The 16,704-nt window shown below is 70.5% G+C and carries 14 protein-coding genes; 10 read left to right on the plus strand and 4 right to left on the minus strand.

The window, feature by feature from the left end; all coding sequences use genetic code 11:
* Positions 1-106: 106 nt before the first annotated feature.
* Genes IEY79_RS05340 through pdhA form a run of 3 tightly spaced genes read right to left on the minus strand, consistent with a single transcriptional unit; the run spans position 107 to position 3,689 of the window.
* Complete coding sequence (locus tag IEY79_RS05340) at positions 107-1,492, minus strand: dihydrolipoamide acetyltransferase family protein (RefSeq protein ID WP_189106130.1); 1,386 nt, start codon at positions 1,490-1,492, stop codon at positions 107-109.
* Positions 1,493-1,506: 14 nt separating this feature from the next.
* The gene (locus IEY79_RS05345; protein ID WP_189106131.1) at positions 1,507-2,487 is read right to left on the minus strand and encodes an alpha-ketoacid dehydrogenase subunit beta; all 981 of its coding nucleotides are present in this window, start codon (positions 2,485-2,487) and stop codon (positions 1,507-1,509) included.
* Between the two features lie 2 nt (positions 2,488-2,489).
* Positions 2,490-3,689: a pyruvate dehydrogenase (acetyl-transferring) E1 component subunit alpha gene (gene pdhA, locus IEY79_RS05350; RefSeq protein WP_189106132.1), complete on the minus strand. Its 1,200-nt coding sequence runs from the start codon at positions 3,687-3,689 to the stop codon at positions 2,490-2,492.
* A 324-nt stretch (positions 3,690-4,013) separates the two neighbouring features.
* Between pdhA and IEY79_RS05355 the strand changes: the two genes are divergently transcribed.
* The 3 genes from IEY79_RS05355 to IEY79_RS05365 all read left to right on the plus strand — a co-directional run bounded on the left by IEY79_RS05355 (position 4,014) and on the right by IEY79_RS05365 (position 6,382).
* Complete coding sequence (locus IEY79_RS05355) at positions 4,014-4,673, plus strand: response regulator (protein WP_189106133.1); 660 nt, start codon at positions 4,014-4,016, stop codon at positions 4,671-4,673.
* Between the two features lie 120 nt (positions 4,674-4,793).
* Positions 4,794-5,225, plus strand: a complete 432-nt coding sequence (locus IEY79_RS05360; protein WP_189106134.1) for a pyridoxamine 5'-phosphate oxidase family protein — start codon at positions 4,794-4,796, stop codon at positions 5,223-5,225.
* 107 nt (positions 5,226-5,332) lie between these two features.
* Positions 5,333-6,382 carry a phosphotransferase gene (locus tag IEY79_RS05365; protein WP_189106135.1) on the plus strand — a complete coding sequence of 350 codons (1,050 nt, stop codon included), beginning with the start codon at positions 5,333-5,335 and terminating at the stop codon, positions 6,380-6,382.
* 49 nt (positions 6,383-6,431) lie between these two features.
* Here IEY79_RS05365 and IEY79_RS05370 read toward each other — a convergent pair whose 3' ends face one another.
* Positions 6,432-8,042, minus strand: a complete 1,611-nt coding sequence (locus tag IEY79_RS05370; protein WP_189106136.1) for a protein kinase domain-containing protein — start codon at positions 8,040-8,042, stop codon at positions 6,432-6,434.
* A 383-nt stretch (positions 8,043-8,425) separates the two neighbouring features.
* On the opposite strand from IEY79_RS05370, the gene IEY79_RS05375 reads away from it, so the two are divergent.
* The 7 genes from IEY79_RS05375 (at position 8,426) to IEY79_RS05405 (ending at position 16,596) form a co-directional block, all read left to right on the plus strand.
* Positions 8,426-10,054: a protein kinase domain-containing protein gene (locus IEY79_RS05375; RefSeq protein ID WP_189106137.1), complete on the plus strand. Its 1,629-nt coding sequence runs from the start codon at positions 8,426-8,428 to the stop codon at positions 10,052-10,054.
* 10 nt (positions 10,055-10,064) lie between these two features.
* The gene (locus IEY79_RS05380; protein WP_189106138.1) at positions 10,065-10,496 is read left to right on the plus strand and encodes a hypothetical protein; all 432 of its coding nucleotides are present in this window, start codon (positions 10,065-10,067) and stop codon (positions 10,494-10,496) included.
* Between the two features lie 167 nt (positions 10,497-10,663).
* The gene (locus IEY79_RS05385; protein ID WP_189106139.1) at positions 10,664-11,317 is read left to right on the plus strand and encodes a hypothetical protein; all 654 of its coding nucleotides are present in this window, start codon (positions 10,664-10,666) and stop codon (positions 11,315-11,317) included.
* 157 nt (positions 11,318-11,474) lie between these two features.
* The gene (locus IEY79_RS05390; protein ID WP_189106140.1) at positions 11,475-12,170 is read left to right on the plus strand and encodes a PadR family transcriptional regulator; all 696 of its coding nucleotides are present in this window, start codon (positions 11,475-11,477) and stop codon (positions 12,168-12,170) included.
* Between the two features lie 92 nt (positions 12,171-12,262).
* The gene (locus tag IEY79_RS05395) at positions 12,263-13,003 is read left to right on the plus strand and encodes an ABC transporter ATP-binding protein (RefSeq protein ID WP_189106141.1); all 741 of its coding nucleotides are present in this window, start codon (positions 12,263-12,265) and stop codon (positions 13,001-13,003) included.
* Positions 13,000-15,942 carry an FtsX-like permease family protein gene (locus tag IEY79_RS05400; protein WP_189106142.1) on the plus strand — a complete coding sequence of 981 codons (2,943 nt, stop codon included), beginning with the start codon at positions 13,000-13,002 and terminating at the stop codon, positions 15,940-15,942. Before IEY79_RS05395 ends, IEY79_RS05400 begins: the two co-directional genes overlap by 4 nt.
* Before the next feature lie 99 nt (positions 15,943-16,041).
* On the plus strand, positions 16,042-16,596 hold the full coding sequence (locus tag IEY79_RS05405) for a bacterial proteasome activator family protein (RefSeq protein ID WP_189106143.1): 555 nt from the start codon (positions 16,042-16,044) through the stop codon (positions 16,594-16,596).
* Positions 16,597-16,704: the final 108 nt, after the last annotated feature.

The following is a 16,704-nucleotide window of genomic DNA, read 5'->3' on the forward strand; positions in this document are numbered from 1 at the left end:
CCGCCCAGTCCGCCAGGGCCGACGCCATCAGGGGCGCGTGGAGGCGGAAAGGTCGCAACTCCCGGCGGAGTTGCGACCCTTACGTCCTTCCGTCAGCCCTCAGCCCTCAGCCCCAGGTGATCAGTCGCTTCGGCTGTTCCAGGATCGCCGCCACGTCCGCCAGGACCTTCGAGCCCAGCTCGCCGTCGACCAGGCGGTGGTCGAACGACAGGGCCAGCGTGGTGACCTGGCGAGGCTTGACCTTGCCCTTGTGGACCCAGGGCTGGAGCTTGATCGCGCCGACCGCCAGGATCGCCGACTCGCCCGGGTTGAGGATCGGGGTGCCCGTGTCGACGCCGAAGACGCCGACGTTCGTGATGGTCACCGTGCCGCCCTGCATGGCCGACGGGGTCGTCTTGCCCTCGCGGGCCGTGGACACCAGTTCGCCCAGGGACCGGGCGAGTTCGGGCAGGGTCATGTCGTGCGCGTCCTTGATGTTCGGGACGAGCAGGCCGCGAGGGGTCGCCGCCGCGATGCCCAGGTTCACGTAGTGCTTGACCACGATCTCCTGGGCGGCCTCGTCCCACGCGGCGTTGACCTCGGGGTGGCGCTTGATCGCCACCAGCAGCGCCTTGGCGATGAGCAGCAGCGGGTTGACCCGTACGCCCGCCATGTCCTTGTCGGACTTGAGCTCGTCCACCAGCCTCATCGTGCGCGTCACATCGACCGTCACGAACTCCGTGACGTGCGGGGCGGTGAACGCGCTGCCCACCATCGCCGCCGCCGTCGCCTTCCGTACGCCCTTGACGGGGATACGGGTCTCCCGGCCGGCCGTCGCGGGAGCGGCGGCCACCGGAGCCGGCGCGGCCTCCGCGACCGGTGCCTCGGCCACGGGTGCCGTCGCCGCGTGCACGTCCTCGCGGGTGATGATCCCGTCCGGGCCCGTCGGTGTGACCGTCGTCAGGTCCACACCCAGGTCCTTGGCGAGCTTGCGCACCGGCGGCTTCGCCAGCGGGCGTGACAGGCCCTCGGCCACGGGGGCGGAAGCGACCCCGTTCATCTCCGCCTGGATCGCCGCCGCGGCGCCCTGTTCGGGGACCGCAGCCGCCCCCCTGCGCGGACGCCGCTTCGTGGACGCCTCGGAGACGCCGTAGCCGACGAGCACCGGCTGGCGCCCCTTCGGCTCGGCGGCCGGTTCGGCCACCGGAGCAGGTGCCGGAGCAGCGGCCGGAGCCGGTCCGTCGTCGCTCCCCGGCGCCACGTCCACCGTGATGATCGACGCCCCGACATCGACGGTCGTGCCCTCGTCGAAGCGCAGCGCGTGCACCACCCCGTCGTAGGGGATGGGCAGTTCGACGGCCGCCTTCGCCGTCTCCACCTCGCACACCACCTGGCCGTCGACGACGGTGTCGCCCGGCTGTACGTACCACTTGAGGATCTCGGCCTCGGTGAGCCCTTCGCCCACGTCGGGCATCTTGAACTCTCGATAGCGGGTAGAAGTGTCAGCAGTCATGGTCACGGCACTCCTCAGTACGCGAGCGAGCGGTCGACGGCGTCGAGCACCCGGTCCAGGCCCGGAAGGTACTCCTCCTCCAGGCGCGCCGGCGGATACGGGGCGTGGAATCCGCCCACCCGCAGCACCGGAGCCTCCAGGTGGTAGAAGGAGCGCTCCGTGATCCGGGCGGCGATCTCCGCGCCGGAGCCGTAGAACACCGGCGCCTCGTGGACCACGACCAGCCGGCGGGTCTTCTCCACCGACGTCTGGATCGTGTCGAAGTCGATCGGGGACATCGAGCGCAGATCAAGGACCTCCACCGACCTGCCCTCCTCGGCGGCGGCGGCCGCCGCCTCCAGACAGACCTTGACCATCGGGCCGTACGCCGCGAGCGTCACATCCGTGCCGGCCTGAGTGACCCGCGCCTTGTGGAGCGGCCCGGGGATGGCCTCGTTGTCGACCTCGCCCTTGTCCCAGTAGCGGCGCTTGGGCTCGAAGAAGATGATCGGGTCGTCGCTCTGGATGGCCTGCTGCATCATCCAGTAGCCGTCCGCCGACGTCGACGGCGAGACGATCTTCAACCCCGCCACATGCGCGAACAGCGCTTCAGGCGACTCGGAGTGGTGCTCGACGGCGCCGATGCCACCGCCGTACGGAATGCGGATGACGACCGGCATCTTGATCTTGCCCAGCGCGCGGGCGTGCATCTTCGCGAGCTGCGTGACGATCTGGTCGTAGGCGGGGAAGACGAAGCCGTCGAACTGAATCTCCACGACGGGCCGGTAGCCGCGCAGTGCCAGGCCGATCGCCGTACCGACGATGCCCGACTCGGCGAGCGGGGTGTCGATGACCCGGTCCTCGCCGAAGTCCTTCTGGAGACCGTCGGTGACCCGGAAGACGCCGCCGAGCTTGCCGACGTCCTCGCCCATGATCAGGACCTTGGGGTCGGTTTCGAGGGCGACGCGCAGCGACTCGTTGATCGCCTTCGCGAGGGGGAGTTTCTGTACGGCCATGGCTACTTGTCCTCCTCAACGGAACCGGCATCCGAACCGGAGTCCGCGAACGACGCCTCGTACGCGGCGAACTGCGCCCGCTCCTCGTCGACGAGCGCGTGCCCGTCCGCGTAGACATGCTCGAAGATCGCCATGTGGTCCGGGTCGGGCATCGCCCGCACCGCCTCGCGCACCCGCCTGCCGAGCGCCTCGCTCTCCTTCTCCAGAGCCGCGAAGAACGCCTCGTCGGCGGCCGACTCGCGCTCCAGGTACGCGCGCAGCCGCAGGATCGGGTCCTTCGCCTCCCACGCCTCGCGCTCCTCGTCCGCCCGGTACTTCGTCGGGTCGTCGGACGTGGTGTGCGCGCCCATGCGGTAGGTGAACGCCTCGACGAGCATCGGGCCCTCGCCGCTGCGGGCGCGCTCCAGCGCGGCGCGCGTCACGGCCAGACAGGCCAGGACGTCGTTGCCGTCGACCCGGACGCCGGGGAAACCGAAGCCTTGCGCGCGCTGGTAGAGCGGCACGCGCATCTGCTTCTCGGTCGGCTCCGAGATGGCCCACTGGTTGTTCTGGCAGAAGAAGACCACCGGCGCGTTGTAGACGGCCGAGAAGGTGAACGACTCGGCCACGTCGCCCTGGCTGGACGCGCCGTCGCCGAAGTAGGCGATGACGGCGGAGTCCGCGCCGTCCTTGGCGACGCCCATCGCGTAGCCGGTGGCGTGCAGCGTCTGCGAGCCGATGACGATCGTGTACAGGTGGAAGTTGTTGGTCTTCGGGTCCCAGCCGCCGTGGTTCACACCGCGGAACATCCCCAGCAGGTTCGTCGGGTCGACGCCCCGGCACCAGGCGACGCCGTGCTCCCGGTAGGTCGGGAAGACGTAGTCCTCGTCGCGCAGCGCGCGTCCCGAGCCGATCTGGGCGGCCTCCTGGCCGAGCAGCGAGGCCCACAGGCCCAGCTCGCCCTGACGCTGGAGGGACGTGGCCTCGGCGTCGAAACGGCGGGTGAGGACCATGTCGCGGTAGAGACCGCGCAGGGACTCGGGGGTGATGTCGGCCACGAAGCCGTCGTACTCGTCGTTCTTGACGCGTTCGCCCTCGGGCGTCAGCAGCTGTACGAGCTGGGGCTCGGAAGCCTTCGGCTGCGGCGTCGTCTTGGCGCCGGCGCGCTTGGTGCCGCTGCTACGTCGCGGCTTTCGCGCGGCGGCAGTGCTCTCCACGGTCACGTGCGTGCTCCTCCGTCGGTCCGGTCCCCGGGATCCGCCGGGAACCAGTGCGGCTCGCCTGCTTCCGGCCGTGCGCACGGGGTGGGTGCGGCCCGGCCGGGACAGGCGTGACAGGTGCCCCGGCGAGCGCCCTGTCACAGGCACGTTACCCAGTGGGTCGCATTCCTGCGAAACCCCCTTGACCTGCGATTTTGATTGGATTTCCAAGTAAATCGAAAAAGTCGGGGACAACCACTGGTCACAGCCTTGCAGGCCGCCGGAACAACGGCACGTTATCCCGGCGGCCCACGACGGGGATAGAGGGAAGTGTGTTTGACTGATGTCGTGCCTGAAAAGGGGAAAATCACCGTATTTCTGCTGGACGACCATGAGGTCGTCCGACGGGGCGTGCATGAGCTGCTCGCCGTCGAGGACGACATCGAGGTCGTGGGCGAGGCGGGGACGGCCGAGGACGCGCTGACCAGAATCCCGGCGACCCGGCCCGATGTCGCGGTGCTCGACGTACGGCTGCCGGACGGCAGCGGGGTCGAGGTCTGCCGTGAGATCCGCTCCAGGGACGAGAGCATCAAGTGTCTGATGCTGACCTCGTTCTCCGACGACGAGGCGCTCTTCGACGCGATCATGGCCGGCGCGTCGGGTTATGTCCTGAAGGCCATTCGCGGCGACGAGCTGCTGACCGCCGTACGGGACGTGGCCGCGGGCCGGTCCCTGCTGGACCCGGTCGCGACGGCACGGGTGCTTCAGCGGCTCCGGGAGGGCAACGCCCCCAAGGGTGACGAACGGCTGGCGAACCTCACCGAGCAGGAGCGCAAGATCCTGGACCTCATCGGCGAGGGCATGACCAACCGCGCCATCGGCGAGCGGCTGCATCTCGCCGAGAAGACGATCAAGAATTACGTCTCCAGCCTCCTGTCCAAGCTGGGCATGGAGCGCCGCTCGCAGGCCGCCGCGTACGTGGCCAGAATCCAGGCCGAGCAGCGCTGAAACCTGTCGAAGGACCTCTCAAGGCCCGGGTTGCCTAAAGGCCCGATAAGGACCAAGGTCCCGCGCATCCGGGGCGGGCTCCCCTGTTCTGTGGACGATCGGTGACTGAGAGTGGGATCCATGTCCACCGATGATCTGCGCGCCATCGAGCTGCTCAACCGGGTCCGGTACGGACGGGTGGCGACGAGCATGCGGGCGATGCCCTTCGTGGCCCCCGCCCGCCACATCGTCAGGGACGACAGCGTCGTCCTGCGGATGCACCGGGGGATGGGTTACCACCGCGCGTGCAGCGGCAGTGTGGTCGCGTACGGCGCCGACAACTTCCACACCGGCGAGCCCGACCTCTGGTCGGTCCAGTTCACCGGCACCGCGACCATGGTCAGGCCGACCGACGACGAGCTGGCGCTCTTCGGGCCGGGTCCGCACCACGTCGACGGCGAACCGTTCGATGCCGTCTACATGAGCATGACGCCCCAGTTCGCGACCGTGCACATCCTCGAATACTCGTCGGAGAAAGCCACCGCGGAGGCGACCGCCGAAGCAGCGGGCTGAGCGGCGGCGGGACCGCGAGCGGGGGCGGAAGCGGACCGCGACACGATCAACACGCTGAGTGATCTATCATTTGACGGGTGCCGCGCTCATCTGCAACGACTGCGACGATGCCTTACGTCGCTACCGCTCCACCCGTGGCGGACCAGCCCTTCGGCCTCCTCCCCCTCGGTGACCTGCTCAGACGCTACGAGCACGGCGGTGAACCCCTGTCCTGCCGACCCGTCGCCCAAGGCCTGCTGAACCGCGGCTACCGGCTCACCACGACCCACGGCTCCTACTTCCTCAAGCACCATCTCGACGGCGACCACGAGTCCATCGCCCGCCAGCACCGCGCCACCCGGCGGCTTCAGGCGCTCGGCGTGCCCGTCGCACCGCCCGTACGGGACACCGAGGGCGGCACCGTCGCCGTCCTCGGCGGCCACTGCTACGCCCTGCACCCCTGGATCGACGGCAGGCACCGCACCGGCGCGCAGCTGACCCCCGCCGCGTCGGGGCGGCTCGGATCGCTCCTCGGAGTCGTACACACCTGTCTGGAACAGGTCATGGAGTCGGCGAAGTGCCGCCTCGCGTACGACGGCGCGTACGACAGCGCCACCCCGGCGGACACCTTCGCGCTCATCGACGAACTGCTCGTCCTCGCCCGTGGCCGCACTCCGCGCGACGGCTTCGACTCCCTCGCCGAACACCGGCTGCGGGAGCGCCGTACGCTCCTGGAGACCCACGCCCACCACCGTCCGCCGGCGGGGGCCGAGACGGCCATCGGCTGGGTGCACGGCGATTTCCACCCGTTGAACCTGCTCTACCGGGGCACGGAGCCCGCGGCGATCGTCGACTGGGACCGGCTCTCCGTCCAGCCGCGCGCCGAGGAGGCGGTCCGGGCGGCGGCGATCTTCTTCGTACGGCCGTCGGGGGAGCTGGACCTGGAGAAGGTACGGGCGTACGCGCGTGCCTACCGGCTCGCGGCCGGGGCCGACGCCGCCGAACTGGCCGCGGCCGTCCACCGGGTGTGGTGGGAGCGGCTGAACGACTTCTGGATACTGCGCTGGCGCTATCTGCTGGACGACCGAAGGGCCGACCCGCAGTTCCCCGCGGTGTCGGCCCTGGCGGTCTGGTGGACGCGGAGGTACGAGGAGGTGCGCGAGGCGTTCGCGGGGTGAGGGACGGGCGCCTGCGGGAGGGGCGGCCGGGCCGGCCCTCCCGGGACCGCTACCTCGTGACGCCCTCGATGGTGCCGGGATCTCCCGCGCCGCCATCGGTCGTTCCGGTGGTGGTGCCCTCCGCGTCGCCGCCCTCGGTGGTCCCCTCCGCCGTTCCCTCCGAGGTGCCTTCGCTGGTGCCCTCCGTCGCGCCCTCCGTGGCACCTTCGGAGGTGCCCTCGGTGTCGCCCTCCGTCGCGCCCTCGTCGTCGCCCGGATCCGGCGTGGACGGCGTGTCCGACGGCTTCTCGGACGGCGTCGGCTCCTCGCTCGGGGTGTTGTCCGTCGGGTACTCCGGCTGCTGGTTGCCGCCCGTCGAGGTGGACTCCTCCTCCTCGGACGGCGTGGCCTCGTCGTCCGACTTCGTCGGTTCCTCGCTCGGCGTGGTGGACGGGCTCTGCGTGGTCTTCTGGTCTTCCTTGTTCCCGGTGTCCGTGCCGGCCATGTTGTTCAGCGCGTACGCGGCGCCCGCCAGGATCGCGATCACGGCCAGCACGGCGAACAGCCACATCTTGCCCCGGCCGCCGCCCCCGTTGCCGTGGTGGCCGCCGTCGTAACCGCCGTCGTTCGGGTTCTGCGGCGGCAGCAGCGGGCGCTGCGCGGTGTCGCCGTGCGGCGGGTGACCGAGCACGCTCGTGGCGGCGACGCCCATCGCCGGGGTGCCGCCCTCGTGCATGTCGACGGGGCCGGTGTTCCAGGTGCCGACGTGGCTGCCCTGCTGCTGGAGCATCTGCATGCCGTACTGGACCAGGCCGCGCATCTCCTCGGCGCTCTGGAACCGGTCGTCCGGGTCCTTCGCGAGCGAGCGCATGACCAGCCCGTCCAGCTCCGGCGGCACCACGTCCGAGACCTCGGACGGCGGGACGGGGATGTCCTGGACGTGCTGATACACCACGGAGAGCGGCGTCTCGCCGGTGAACGGCGGGCGCAGCGACAGGAGTTCGTAGAGCAGACAGCCCGTGGCGTACAGGTCGGACCGGTGGTCGACGGCCTTGCCGAGTGCCTGCTCGGGGGAGAGGTACTGCGGCGTGCCCATGACCATGCCGGTCTGGGTCATCGTCGACTGCGCGCCGTGCAGGGCACGGGCGATGCCGAAGTCCATCACCTTGACCGCGCCGCCGTGCGTGATGATCACGTTCGCGGGCTTGATGTCGCGGTGCACGATGCCGTGCTGGTGCGAGTACGCGAGCGCTTCGAGCACACCGGAGACGATGATCAGCGCCTGTTCCGGCGGCGGCGCCTCCGCGTTGAGGAGCAGATCGCGGATCGTGCGGCCCTCGACGAGCTCCATGACGATGTACGGGACGGTCTGGCCGCCCACGACATCTTCACCGGAGTCGTACACCGCCACCACGGCGTGGTGGTTGAGACCGGCCACCGACTGGGCCTCGCGGGTGAAGCGGGCCTTGGAGACCGGGTCCTCGGCGAGATCGGAGCGGAGCAGCTTGACGGCCACGGTACGGCCGAGCCGGACGTCCTCCGCCGCGTACACCTCCGCCATCCCGCCCCGGCCGAGGCGGTACGTCATCCGGTAACGGCCGTCGCCGACCAGCCCGCCGACGCCCCATGAGTCCGCAGCATCAGGCACTCCGCCGCCGCCTGCTTCGGGTTCGGGTGCCATCAGTCCTCGCCGTCGTATCTGTCCGCTCCGCCGCGCGTGGGTGCGGGGTCAGCGGTGGTGCCTGGGATGGATGAAGGTGTGGGACCAGGAGCCGCTACGAATCCTGGTTGTTGCTGTGCCGGTCACGCTACAGCCTTCGCGCGGCACGCCGATCGGAGATGGACCGGTCATCAAACCCGGTACGCCTGCGCACCGGCAAATTCCATGCGTTTCCTGTAACGCTTCCGAGACGCTTGTTGTGCGTAGGGTCACGGAACGGGCACCCCGCTTGACGTGTCAGGGCCCTGCGGCAGACTTGGCCCGTAAATACGGGAGCATGTGAGCACGGATCAGCGCGAAGCACTGACATCACCGCGTCGCCGCGCCGAGGGGGAAGCACAGTCATGAGCCACGACGGCGCACAGGGCCGCTACGCGGGCGGTTCGGTCGCGGGCGGCCGGTACCAGCTTCGCGACCTTCTCGGCGAGGGCGGTATGGCGTCCGTCTACCTCGCGTACGACGCGGCTCTCGACCGGCAGGTCGCCATCAAGACGCTCCACACCGAGCTGGGCCGCGAGCAGTCCTTCCGCGAACGCTTCCGGCGCGAGGCCCAGGCTGTCGCGAAACTGTCGCACACCAACATCGTCTCGGTCTTCGACACCGGTGAGGACGAGCTGGACGGCTCGCTCATGCCGTACATCGTCATGGAGTACGTGGAGGGGCAGCCGCTCGGCTCCGTACTCCAGTCGGACATCCAGCAGTACGGCGCGATGCCGGCCGACCGCGCGCTGAAGGTGACGGCGGACGTGCTCGCCGCACTGGAGACCAGCCACGAGATGGGCCTGGTCCACCGCGACATCAAGCCCGGCAACGTGATGATGACCAAGCGCGGCGTCGTCAAGGTGATGGACTTCGGCATCGCGCGGGCCATGCAGTCGGGCGTCACGTCGATGACGCAGACCGGCATGGTCGTGGGCACGCCGCAGTACCTCTCCCCCGAGCAGGCGCTGGGGCGCGGCGTCGACGCCCGCTCCGACCTGTACTCGGTCGGCATCATGCTCTTCCAGCTGCTGACGGGCCGGCTGCCTTTCGAGGCGGACTCGCCGCTGGCGATCGCGTACGCGCATGTGCAGGAGGAGCCGGTCGCGCCCTCCTCCATCAACCGCTCCATCACTCCCGCGATGGACGCGCTCGTCGCACGGGCGCTGAAGAAGAACCCGAACGAGCGGTTCCCGAGCGCCGCCGCGATGCGCGACGAGTGCGCGCGGGTGCTGCCGCAGGGCCACACCGGTGCCCCGGTGATCGTCCAGGGCGCCCCGTCGGTGAGCGGCGCGGGCGTGGGCTCTGCGGTCTTCCCGCCGGTCGACCAGGGGACGCAGCCGCCGCACGGCGGCGTGCAGACGCCGTACCAGCCGGGGGCGTACGGCCCGCCGACACCGGCGCAGATGCAGACACCGCCGCCCACGTACGGCTACCCGCCGCAGCCCACGCCGGGCTACCAGACCCCGTCCCCCTCGTACTCGATGTCGCCGCAGCCCCCGATGGGCCCGGGCCAGGGCGGGCACGTCGGCCACGGCGGCGGTGCAGGCAACGGGGGCGGCAAGCGGAACATGCCGGTGATCGTCGGCTCGATCGTGGTCGCGGTCGCGGCGATCGCCGGTCTGACGTTCGCGCTCACGCAGGGCGGCGACGACGAGAAGGGCGGGACGGAGTCGAAGCCCAGCGGCTCGGCCGTCGAGGGCCACCGGCCGCCGGAGCGCTACCGGACGATCGATCCGGAGAAGTGCTCGGAAGCCTCGGAGGACGGGGTGGACCCGACGAAGGTCCAGGCACCCGACCTTCGTTACAAGGACATCCTCTCGGTGAAGGACTGCCTGACGGCCGCGGGGTGGACCTGGGCCGAGGTCAAGGAAGTGGACGACGGCGCCCAGGCGGAGGGCATCGTCGTCGAGCAGTACCCGCGCCAGGGCGCGGCCGTTCTCCCCAAGGACCAGGAGTTCGAACTGAAGATCTCGACCGGCAACGCCGGCTAGATCAATCGCCTTGCGCAAACGACTGTCCAGCCTTGTTGTCGCCGGTGCGGCAGCCGCCGCCATCATCCCCGCCGCCGCTTCTCCGGCGGCGGCGGCGGTGAACGCCGTGGGCGCCTCGTGCAGCGTCACGGGCGCATCGGGAAGTGGCTCCTGGGTATTCGCCAGCCGTACCCAGCTCAACAGCGTCAGCCTCAGGATCACGGACACCTCGGCCGACGGCCACCATGTGGCGATCCAGCTCCAGACCGTGCAGGGGTCGGGCGCGACACACCTGTGGCCGCTGCACCACGAGTACGGCGGAAACGGCGCCTCGCACACCTGGAACACCACGGCCACCGACTCCCTCGGCATCAAGTACGCCTACATCGAGGCGTTCGTGATGGAGGGCGGCAGCGTGATCCGGTCCTGCGGTGACAGTTCGATCACCAACCCGTACTACTAGAATCCCGGCCGGCCGCCTCTGGCAACGTTCCGGCCTTTTCACGACCGCCCGGCACACCGTGTGTGCCGGGCGTTTCGTCTCTCCGGCGGGCGCGCGTCAACTCCGCGTACCGGAGGCCGCACGGCCGAGATGCCGCTTCTGTCACCGCATGTGACGCTGAGTCGGTGATGTCACGGCTCCACGCACGGCTCCGTTCCTCCCGCGCGATCGTGGTCGCGATCGCGGTCATACTCGCCTCTCTCCTGTCGGGCGCGCCGCTCGCGTACGCCGAGGACCGCCGAGCCCCGCGCGCCGAGCCGTCGCGTTCCCCGAGTGCCGGTTCCTCGCTCGCGGGGAACGAGGCCGGACAGGGCCGGCCGCGGCCGGGGCGGCCGAGCGCGAGTGGCGAGGCGTCGTCGTCGGCCGCCGTCACCTCCTCCGCCTACCTCACCGTGCCGATGTCGCCGAGTGCGACGGGAGGACCTTCGTCCGGTTCCGCTTCGCCGTCCCACAGCGGTTCCGCCTCGGACTTGGCCACACCGGAGAGCGACAGGAAACCGGAGAGCGAGAGGTCCCCGAAGAGGGAACGCGAGCGCGAGCGGGACGACTCGGACGAGGATGAACTCGACGACGAAGAGCTCCTGTCGGACGACTCCGAAGCCTCCGAGGAAGGGCCCGCCCCACCCCGTACACCCCCTGGGGACGCCTCCGCGCAGGAGCAGAGCAGCCAGGCCGTCTCCGAGCCCGTCGCCCGCGCCGTCCCCGCACTGACCCTCGGCGTCGGCATGGCGCTGATGGGACTCGGTATCGGTTTTCTTGGTCTACGGCTGCGGCGACGCTGACGCCGGCCAACCGGCCGCCCCCTACACACCGCCTCTGACCTGCGTGTTCACCGCCCTTGTACATCCCACGTCACTCTTACCTCCTCCTTACGACGGACCCGCGACGTCCCTCTCAGGGCCCTTGCCGCCATGGCCATACCGGGTATACATACTGAGTATGTCGATCCGCCACGGGCTGCTGGCCCTCCTCGAATCGGGACCGCGCTACGGCTCTCAGCTCCGTACGGAGTTCGAATCCCGTACCGGCGCCACCTGGCCCCTGAACGTCGGCCAGGTCTATACGACCCTCAACCGTCTGGAGCGCGACGGCATGGTCGTCCAGGACGGTGAGGACGACGCCGGCCACGCGCTCTACGTGATCACGGACGCCGGCCGTGAGGAGCTGCGGAACTGGTTCCGGTCACCGGTCGACCGGCGCAGTCCGCCACGCGACGAACTCGCCATCAAACTCGCGATGGCCGTCGGCGCACCCGGGATCGACATCCGCGACGTGATCCAGTCGCAGCGCCACCACACCGTGCAGGCGATGCAGGACTACACGCGGCTCAAGGCCCAGGCCACCGACGTCTCGCCGGACAACCGCGACGACGTGGCGTGGCTGCTCGTCCTCGAACAGCTCATCTTCCAGACCGAGGCCGAGGCGCGCTGGCTCGACCACTGCGAGGCCCGGCTCGTCCGGCTCTCGCTGATGAACACGCAGAAGGAGAAGCAGCGGAGGAAGGAACAGGAGGGCGCCGCCGACGCGGCGGGCGACGGGACCGACGGTCAGATCCGGCCGGCCGACCCCGCGCCGACGGGGGAGAAGCCCTCGCCCGCCTCCCGGGTCGGCCTCGGCCGCTCCCGAAGCCGCTGACACCGCGCCGGCACCACCAACGACGTAACCCAGCCACCCCACCCACCCACCTACGCGTCTGCGCACAGATCCGTTCTCAAGGGGGACCACCCATGCCTGACCAGGCACCGCATCCCGTGCTCCAACTCAAGGACCTGACCCGCGTCCACGGCAGTGGCGCCACCGAGGTCCACGCCCTGCGCGGGATCAATCTCGACGTCTTTCCCGGCGAACTCGTCGCCGTCATGGGCCCGTCAGGCTCCGGCAAGTCCACGCTGCTCACCATCGCCGGCGGTCTCGACACCCCGACATCGGGCCAGGTGATCGTCGAGAACACCGACCTCACCACCGCGGACCGCAAGCAGATAGCCGCGCTGCGCCGCCGCAGCATCGGCTACGTCTTCCAGGACTACAACCTCATCCCGGCACTCACCGCCGCCGAGAACGTCGCCCTCCCCCGCGAGCTCGACGGCACGTCCGCCCGCAAGGCCCGCACCGAGGCCGTCGCCGCGCTGCGCGAGATGGACCTCGACTCCCTCGCCGACCGCTTCCCCGACGAGATGTCCGGCGGCCAGCAGCAGCGCGTGGCCATCGCCCGCGCGCTCGTCGGCGACCGCCGCCTGGTCCTCGCCGACGAGCCCACCGGCGCCCTCGACTCCGAGACCGGCGAGTCCGTGCTCGCCCTGCTGCGCAGCCGCTGCGACGCGGGCGCGGCCGGCGTCCTCGTCACGCACGAGCCGCGTTTCGCGGCCTGGGCCGACCGCGTGGTCTTCCTGCGGGACGGCGCCGTCGTCGACCAGACCCTCCGCAGCCAGGCCGACTCGCTCCTCACGGGCCAGGCGGCCGAGCGGTGAAGAACTGGTACCACTCCTGGCGCGCCGCGATCCGCATAGCCCGCCGTGACGCCTGGCGCTTCAAGGGACGCAGCTTCCTCGTCCTCGCCATGCTCGCCCTGCCGATCCTCGGTGTGAGCGCCGCCGACCTGACGCTGCGCAGCGCCGATCTCACCGCCGCCCAGCAACTGGACCGCGATCTGGGGCGCGCCGACGCCCGCGTCTCCGATCCTCATATGGGCGGCGTCCCCCTCATGCAGAACCCCGAGGGTGACAACTACCAGCCGGTGAAGAGCTACGACGACGAGCCCTGGCCCGAGGGCGAGATGGACGTCACGACGGCCCTCCCGGCGGGCAACGAGTCCCTGGTCGACTCGGAGGGCACGGCCAAGCTCAGGACGACCCACGGTCTGCTGAGCACCTCGGTCCGGGAGCTGAGGGCGGCGGACCCGATGGCCGAGGGCATCATGGTCCTCGACCGCGGCCGGTTCCCGCGGGCGTCCGGCGAGGTCGCCGCGACCGACGCCTTCCTGGAGAGCAGCGGTCTCCACGTCGGTTCGAAGCTCACGGCGCGCGGATTCGACACCTCGTACCGGATCGTCGGCGCGTACGAACTGCCGGACAGTCTGAACACCGCCCAGGTCAACGCGCTTCCCGGCGCCCTGCTGGCCCCGCTCGACAAGGCGCTGGCCGCCGCGGAGCTGCCCGGCACCCAGATGTCCACCACCTATCTGACCTCGGTCTCCGGCGACGCCGGTTTCACGTGGAACATGGTCAAGGAGGCGAACGCCAAGGGCGCCACGGTCATCTCGCGCGCGGTGGTGCTCGACCCGCCGCCGGACTCGGACGTGCCGCTGTACCAGAAGGAGGGCGCGTCCGACTTCGGGGGCGGCTCCGCCAACGCCACCGAGCTCGCCATCATCAGCACCGTCGTGGGCCTCGCGATGCTGGAGATCTGCCTGCTGGCGGGCCCCGCCTTCGCCGTCGGCGCCCGCCGCTCCCGCCGGCAGCTCGGCCTGGTCGGCGCCAACGGCGGCGACCGGCACCACATCAGGGCCATCGTCCTCAGCGGCGGTCTGGTGATCGGCGCGGTCGCCGCCGTGGTCGGTACGGTGCTGGGCATCGTCCTGACCTTCGCGCTCCAGCCGGTGCTCGAAGCCTTCCTGGGCAAGCGCTTCGGCAGCTTCGACCTGCGCCCGCTGGAGCTGATCGCGATCGCGCTGGTCGCGGTCGTCACCGGCCTGCTGGCCGCGATCGTGCCCGCCGTGACCGCGTCCCGGCAGACCGTCGTCGCCTCCCTCACCGGGCGCCGTGGCATCCGCAAGAGCAGCAGGGTGCTGCCGGTACTGGGCCTGAGCGCCGTCGTACTCGGCGCGGGCATCGCGCTGTACGGCTCGACGGCGTCCGACCAGACCATGATCGTCGCAGGCGGCAGCGCGCTCGCCGAGCTCGGCGTCGTGGCCCTGACGCCGGCCCTCGTGGGACTCTTCGGCCGGATCGGCCGCTGGCTGCCGCTCTCACCGCGGCTCGCGCTACGGGACGCCGTACGCAACCGGGGCCGTACGGCTCCGGCCGTGGCGGCGGTGCTGGCGGCGGTCGCGGGCACGGTGGCCGTGGCGACGTACACGGCCAGCTCGGACGCCCAGGCCGAGGCCCGGTACGAGCCGGAGCTGCCGTACGGCGCGGTCGCGGTCCTGTCCCCGGAATCCGCCGCGGACGTCCCGTCGATGCGCGAGGACGCGCAGAAGGTGCTTCCGACGGAGGTACGGGCCGATGTGGACCGTGTCGTGGTCGGCAAGAAGAGCTGCTCCTCCTACGGAGACGGCGACGAGTGCGGACGGTACGAGATCGTCACGCCCAAGGCGTACGAGTGCCCGCTCTGGGCGTACGGCGAGACGGACGAGGACCCGTCGGAGAAGTTCTCCAAGGCCGAGAGGCGCAAGCTCGCCAAGGACTGGCGCTGCGAACAGGGAGGCACCGGCCTCGGCAGCGTCGGGGGCGAGATCCTGGTCGGTGACGACAAGCTGCTCAAGGTGCTGGAGATCAACAATCCGGAAGCGAGCGAGGCGCTGGCGAACGGGCGCGCGGTCTCCTTCAGCAAGCGGATCTTCACCCCCGAGGGCGCTGCCGATGCCGGCAAGGGCGGGGCGAAGGGCGGCGCCGTGGCCGCGCCCAAGGGCGGCCTGAACGGGACGATCGATGTCCGCGTCGTCAGCGCCGCGCAGATGAAGGAGGCGGAATCGGCGGGCGAATCGGATGCCGAGAAGCAGCCGGGCACCGTCAAGAAGCTCCCCGCCCACCAGTTCTCGGGCAGCGAGAACGCGTACGGCGTCACGGTGATCGTGCCTCCGGACGCGGCCGAGAAGGCGGGCATGACGACCGTCCCGTTCGGTTCCTTCTTCACCACCGAGAAGCTGCCGAGCGACGCGCAGCAGCAGAAGCTCGCCGGCGAGCTCGACAAGACGGGCAGCGACCCCTGGCTGACCATCGAGAAGGGCTTCGTCCCCGAGAACAGCGCCACGCTGCTGGCGCTCGCCGTCTTCGCGGGGCTGATCACCATCGGCGCCGCCGGTATCGCCACGGGCCTCGCCCAGGCCGACGCCGAGGCCGACCTGAAGACGCTCGCGGCCGTCGGGGCGCCGCCCAGGGTCCGCAAGGCACTGAGCGGTTTCCAGTGCGGGGTGGTGGCCGCGATGGGTGTCGTACTCGGCTCGGCGTCGGGGATCCTGCCCGCCGTCGGGCTGCGCTTCACCGAACGCCGCGCGGAGGACCTGATGTACGCGCGGATGATGGACGAGGGATGGTCCAGCGGGGAGGAGGCCACGGCGCCCTTCGTGCCGGTGGTCATCCCGTGGGAGACGCTGGGCGTCCTGCTCGTCGTGGTCCCGCTCGGCGCGGCGGTTCTCGCCGCGCTGGTCACCCGCTCGCGAGGCGCTCTGGCGCGCAGGGCGGCGATCTGACACCGGTCCGCGGGCGCGGGTGAGCCCCCGGCGGAGAGCGATTCGCTTTCCCCCGGGGGCTCACCTCGCGTCGGTACCCAGGTGCGAGACAATGAAAGTATGGAAATGCCGAGGAACGAACGGTCGCAGGAGAGCAACCCCCATGTCCTCGTGGTGGGACAGGACGGGATGGCGCTCGGCGGCGGACACGGGGACGACGAGCCGCGCGAGATCCCGGTGACGGAGATGGTCGAGCAGCCGGCGAAGGTCATGCGTATCGGCAGCATGATCAAGCAGTTGCTCGAAGAAGTGCGGGCGGCTCCTCTGGACGAGGCGAGCAGGGTACGGCTCAAGGAGATCCACGCCGGTTCGGTGAAGGAGCTGGAGGACGGGCTCGCGCCCGAGCTCGTCGACGAGCTGGAACGGCTCTCGCTTCCGTTCACCGACGAGGCCATTCCGTCCGAGGCCGAACTGCGCATCGCGCAGGCTCAGTTGGTGGGCTGGCTGGAGGGCCTCTTCCACGGGATCCAGACGGCGCTCTTCGCCCAGCAGATGGCGGCGCGGGCGCAGTTGGAGCAGATGCGCCGGGCGCTGCCGCCGGGTGCGTCGCAGGACGACGAGGACGGCGAGGACCCGGGCACGCACGGCGCGATCCGGTCGGGGCCGTATCTCTGAGGCCTCCGCCCGCCTGAGCCACGGGGGTCCCGCGAGCGCGGCCCGTGGACCCCTCGCGAACCGCGATCTGGTTGACGCCGAACGGGCCGCGGGTCGCGTTCGGCTTCT

Origin of the sequence: Streptomyces camponoticapitis (genome assembly GCF_014646115.1) — a bacterium.
Lineage (GTDB): Bacteria > Actinomycetota > Actinomycetes > Streptomycetales > Streptomycetaceae > Streptomyces > Streptomyces camponoticapitis.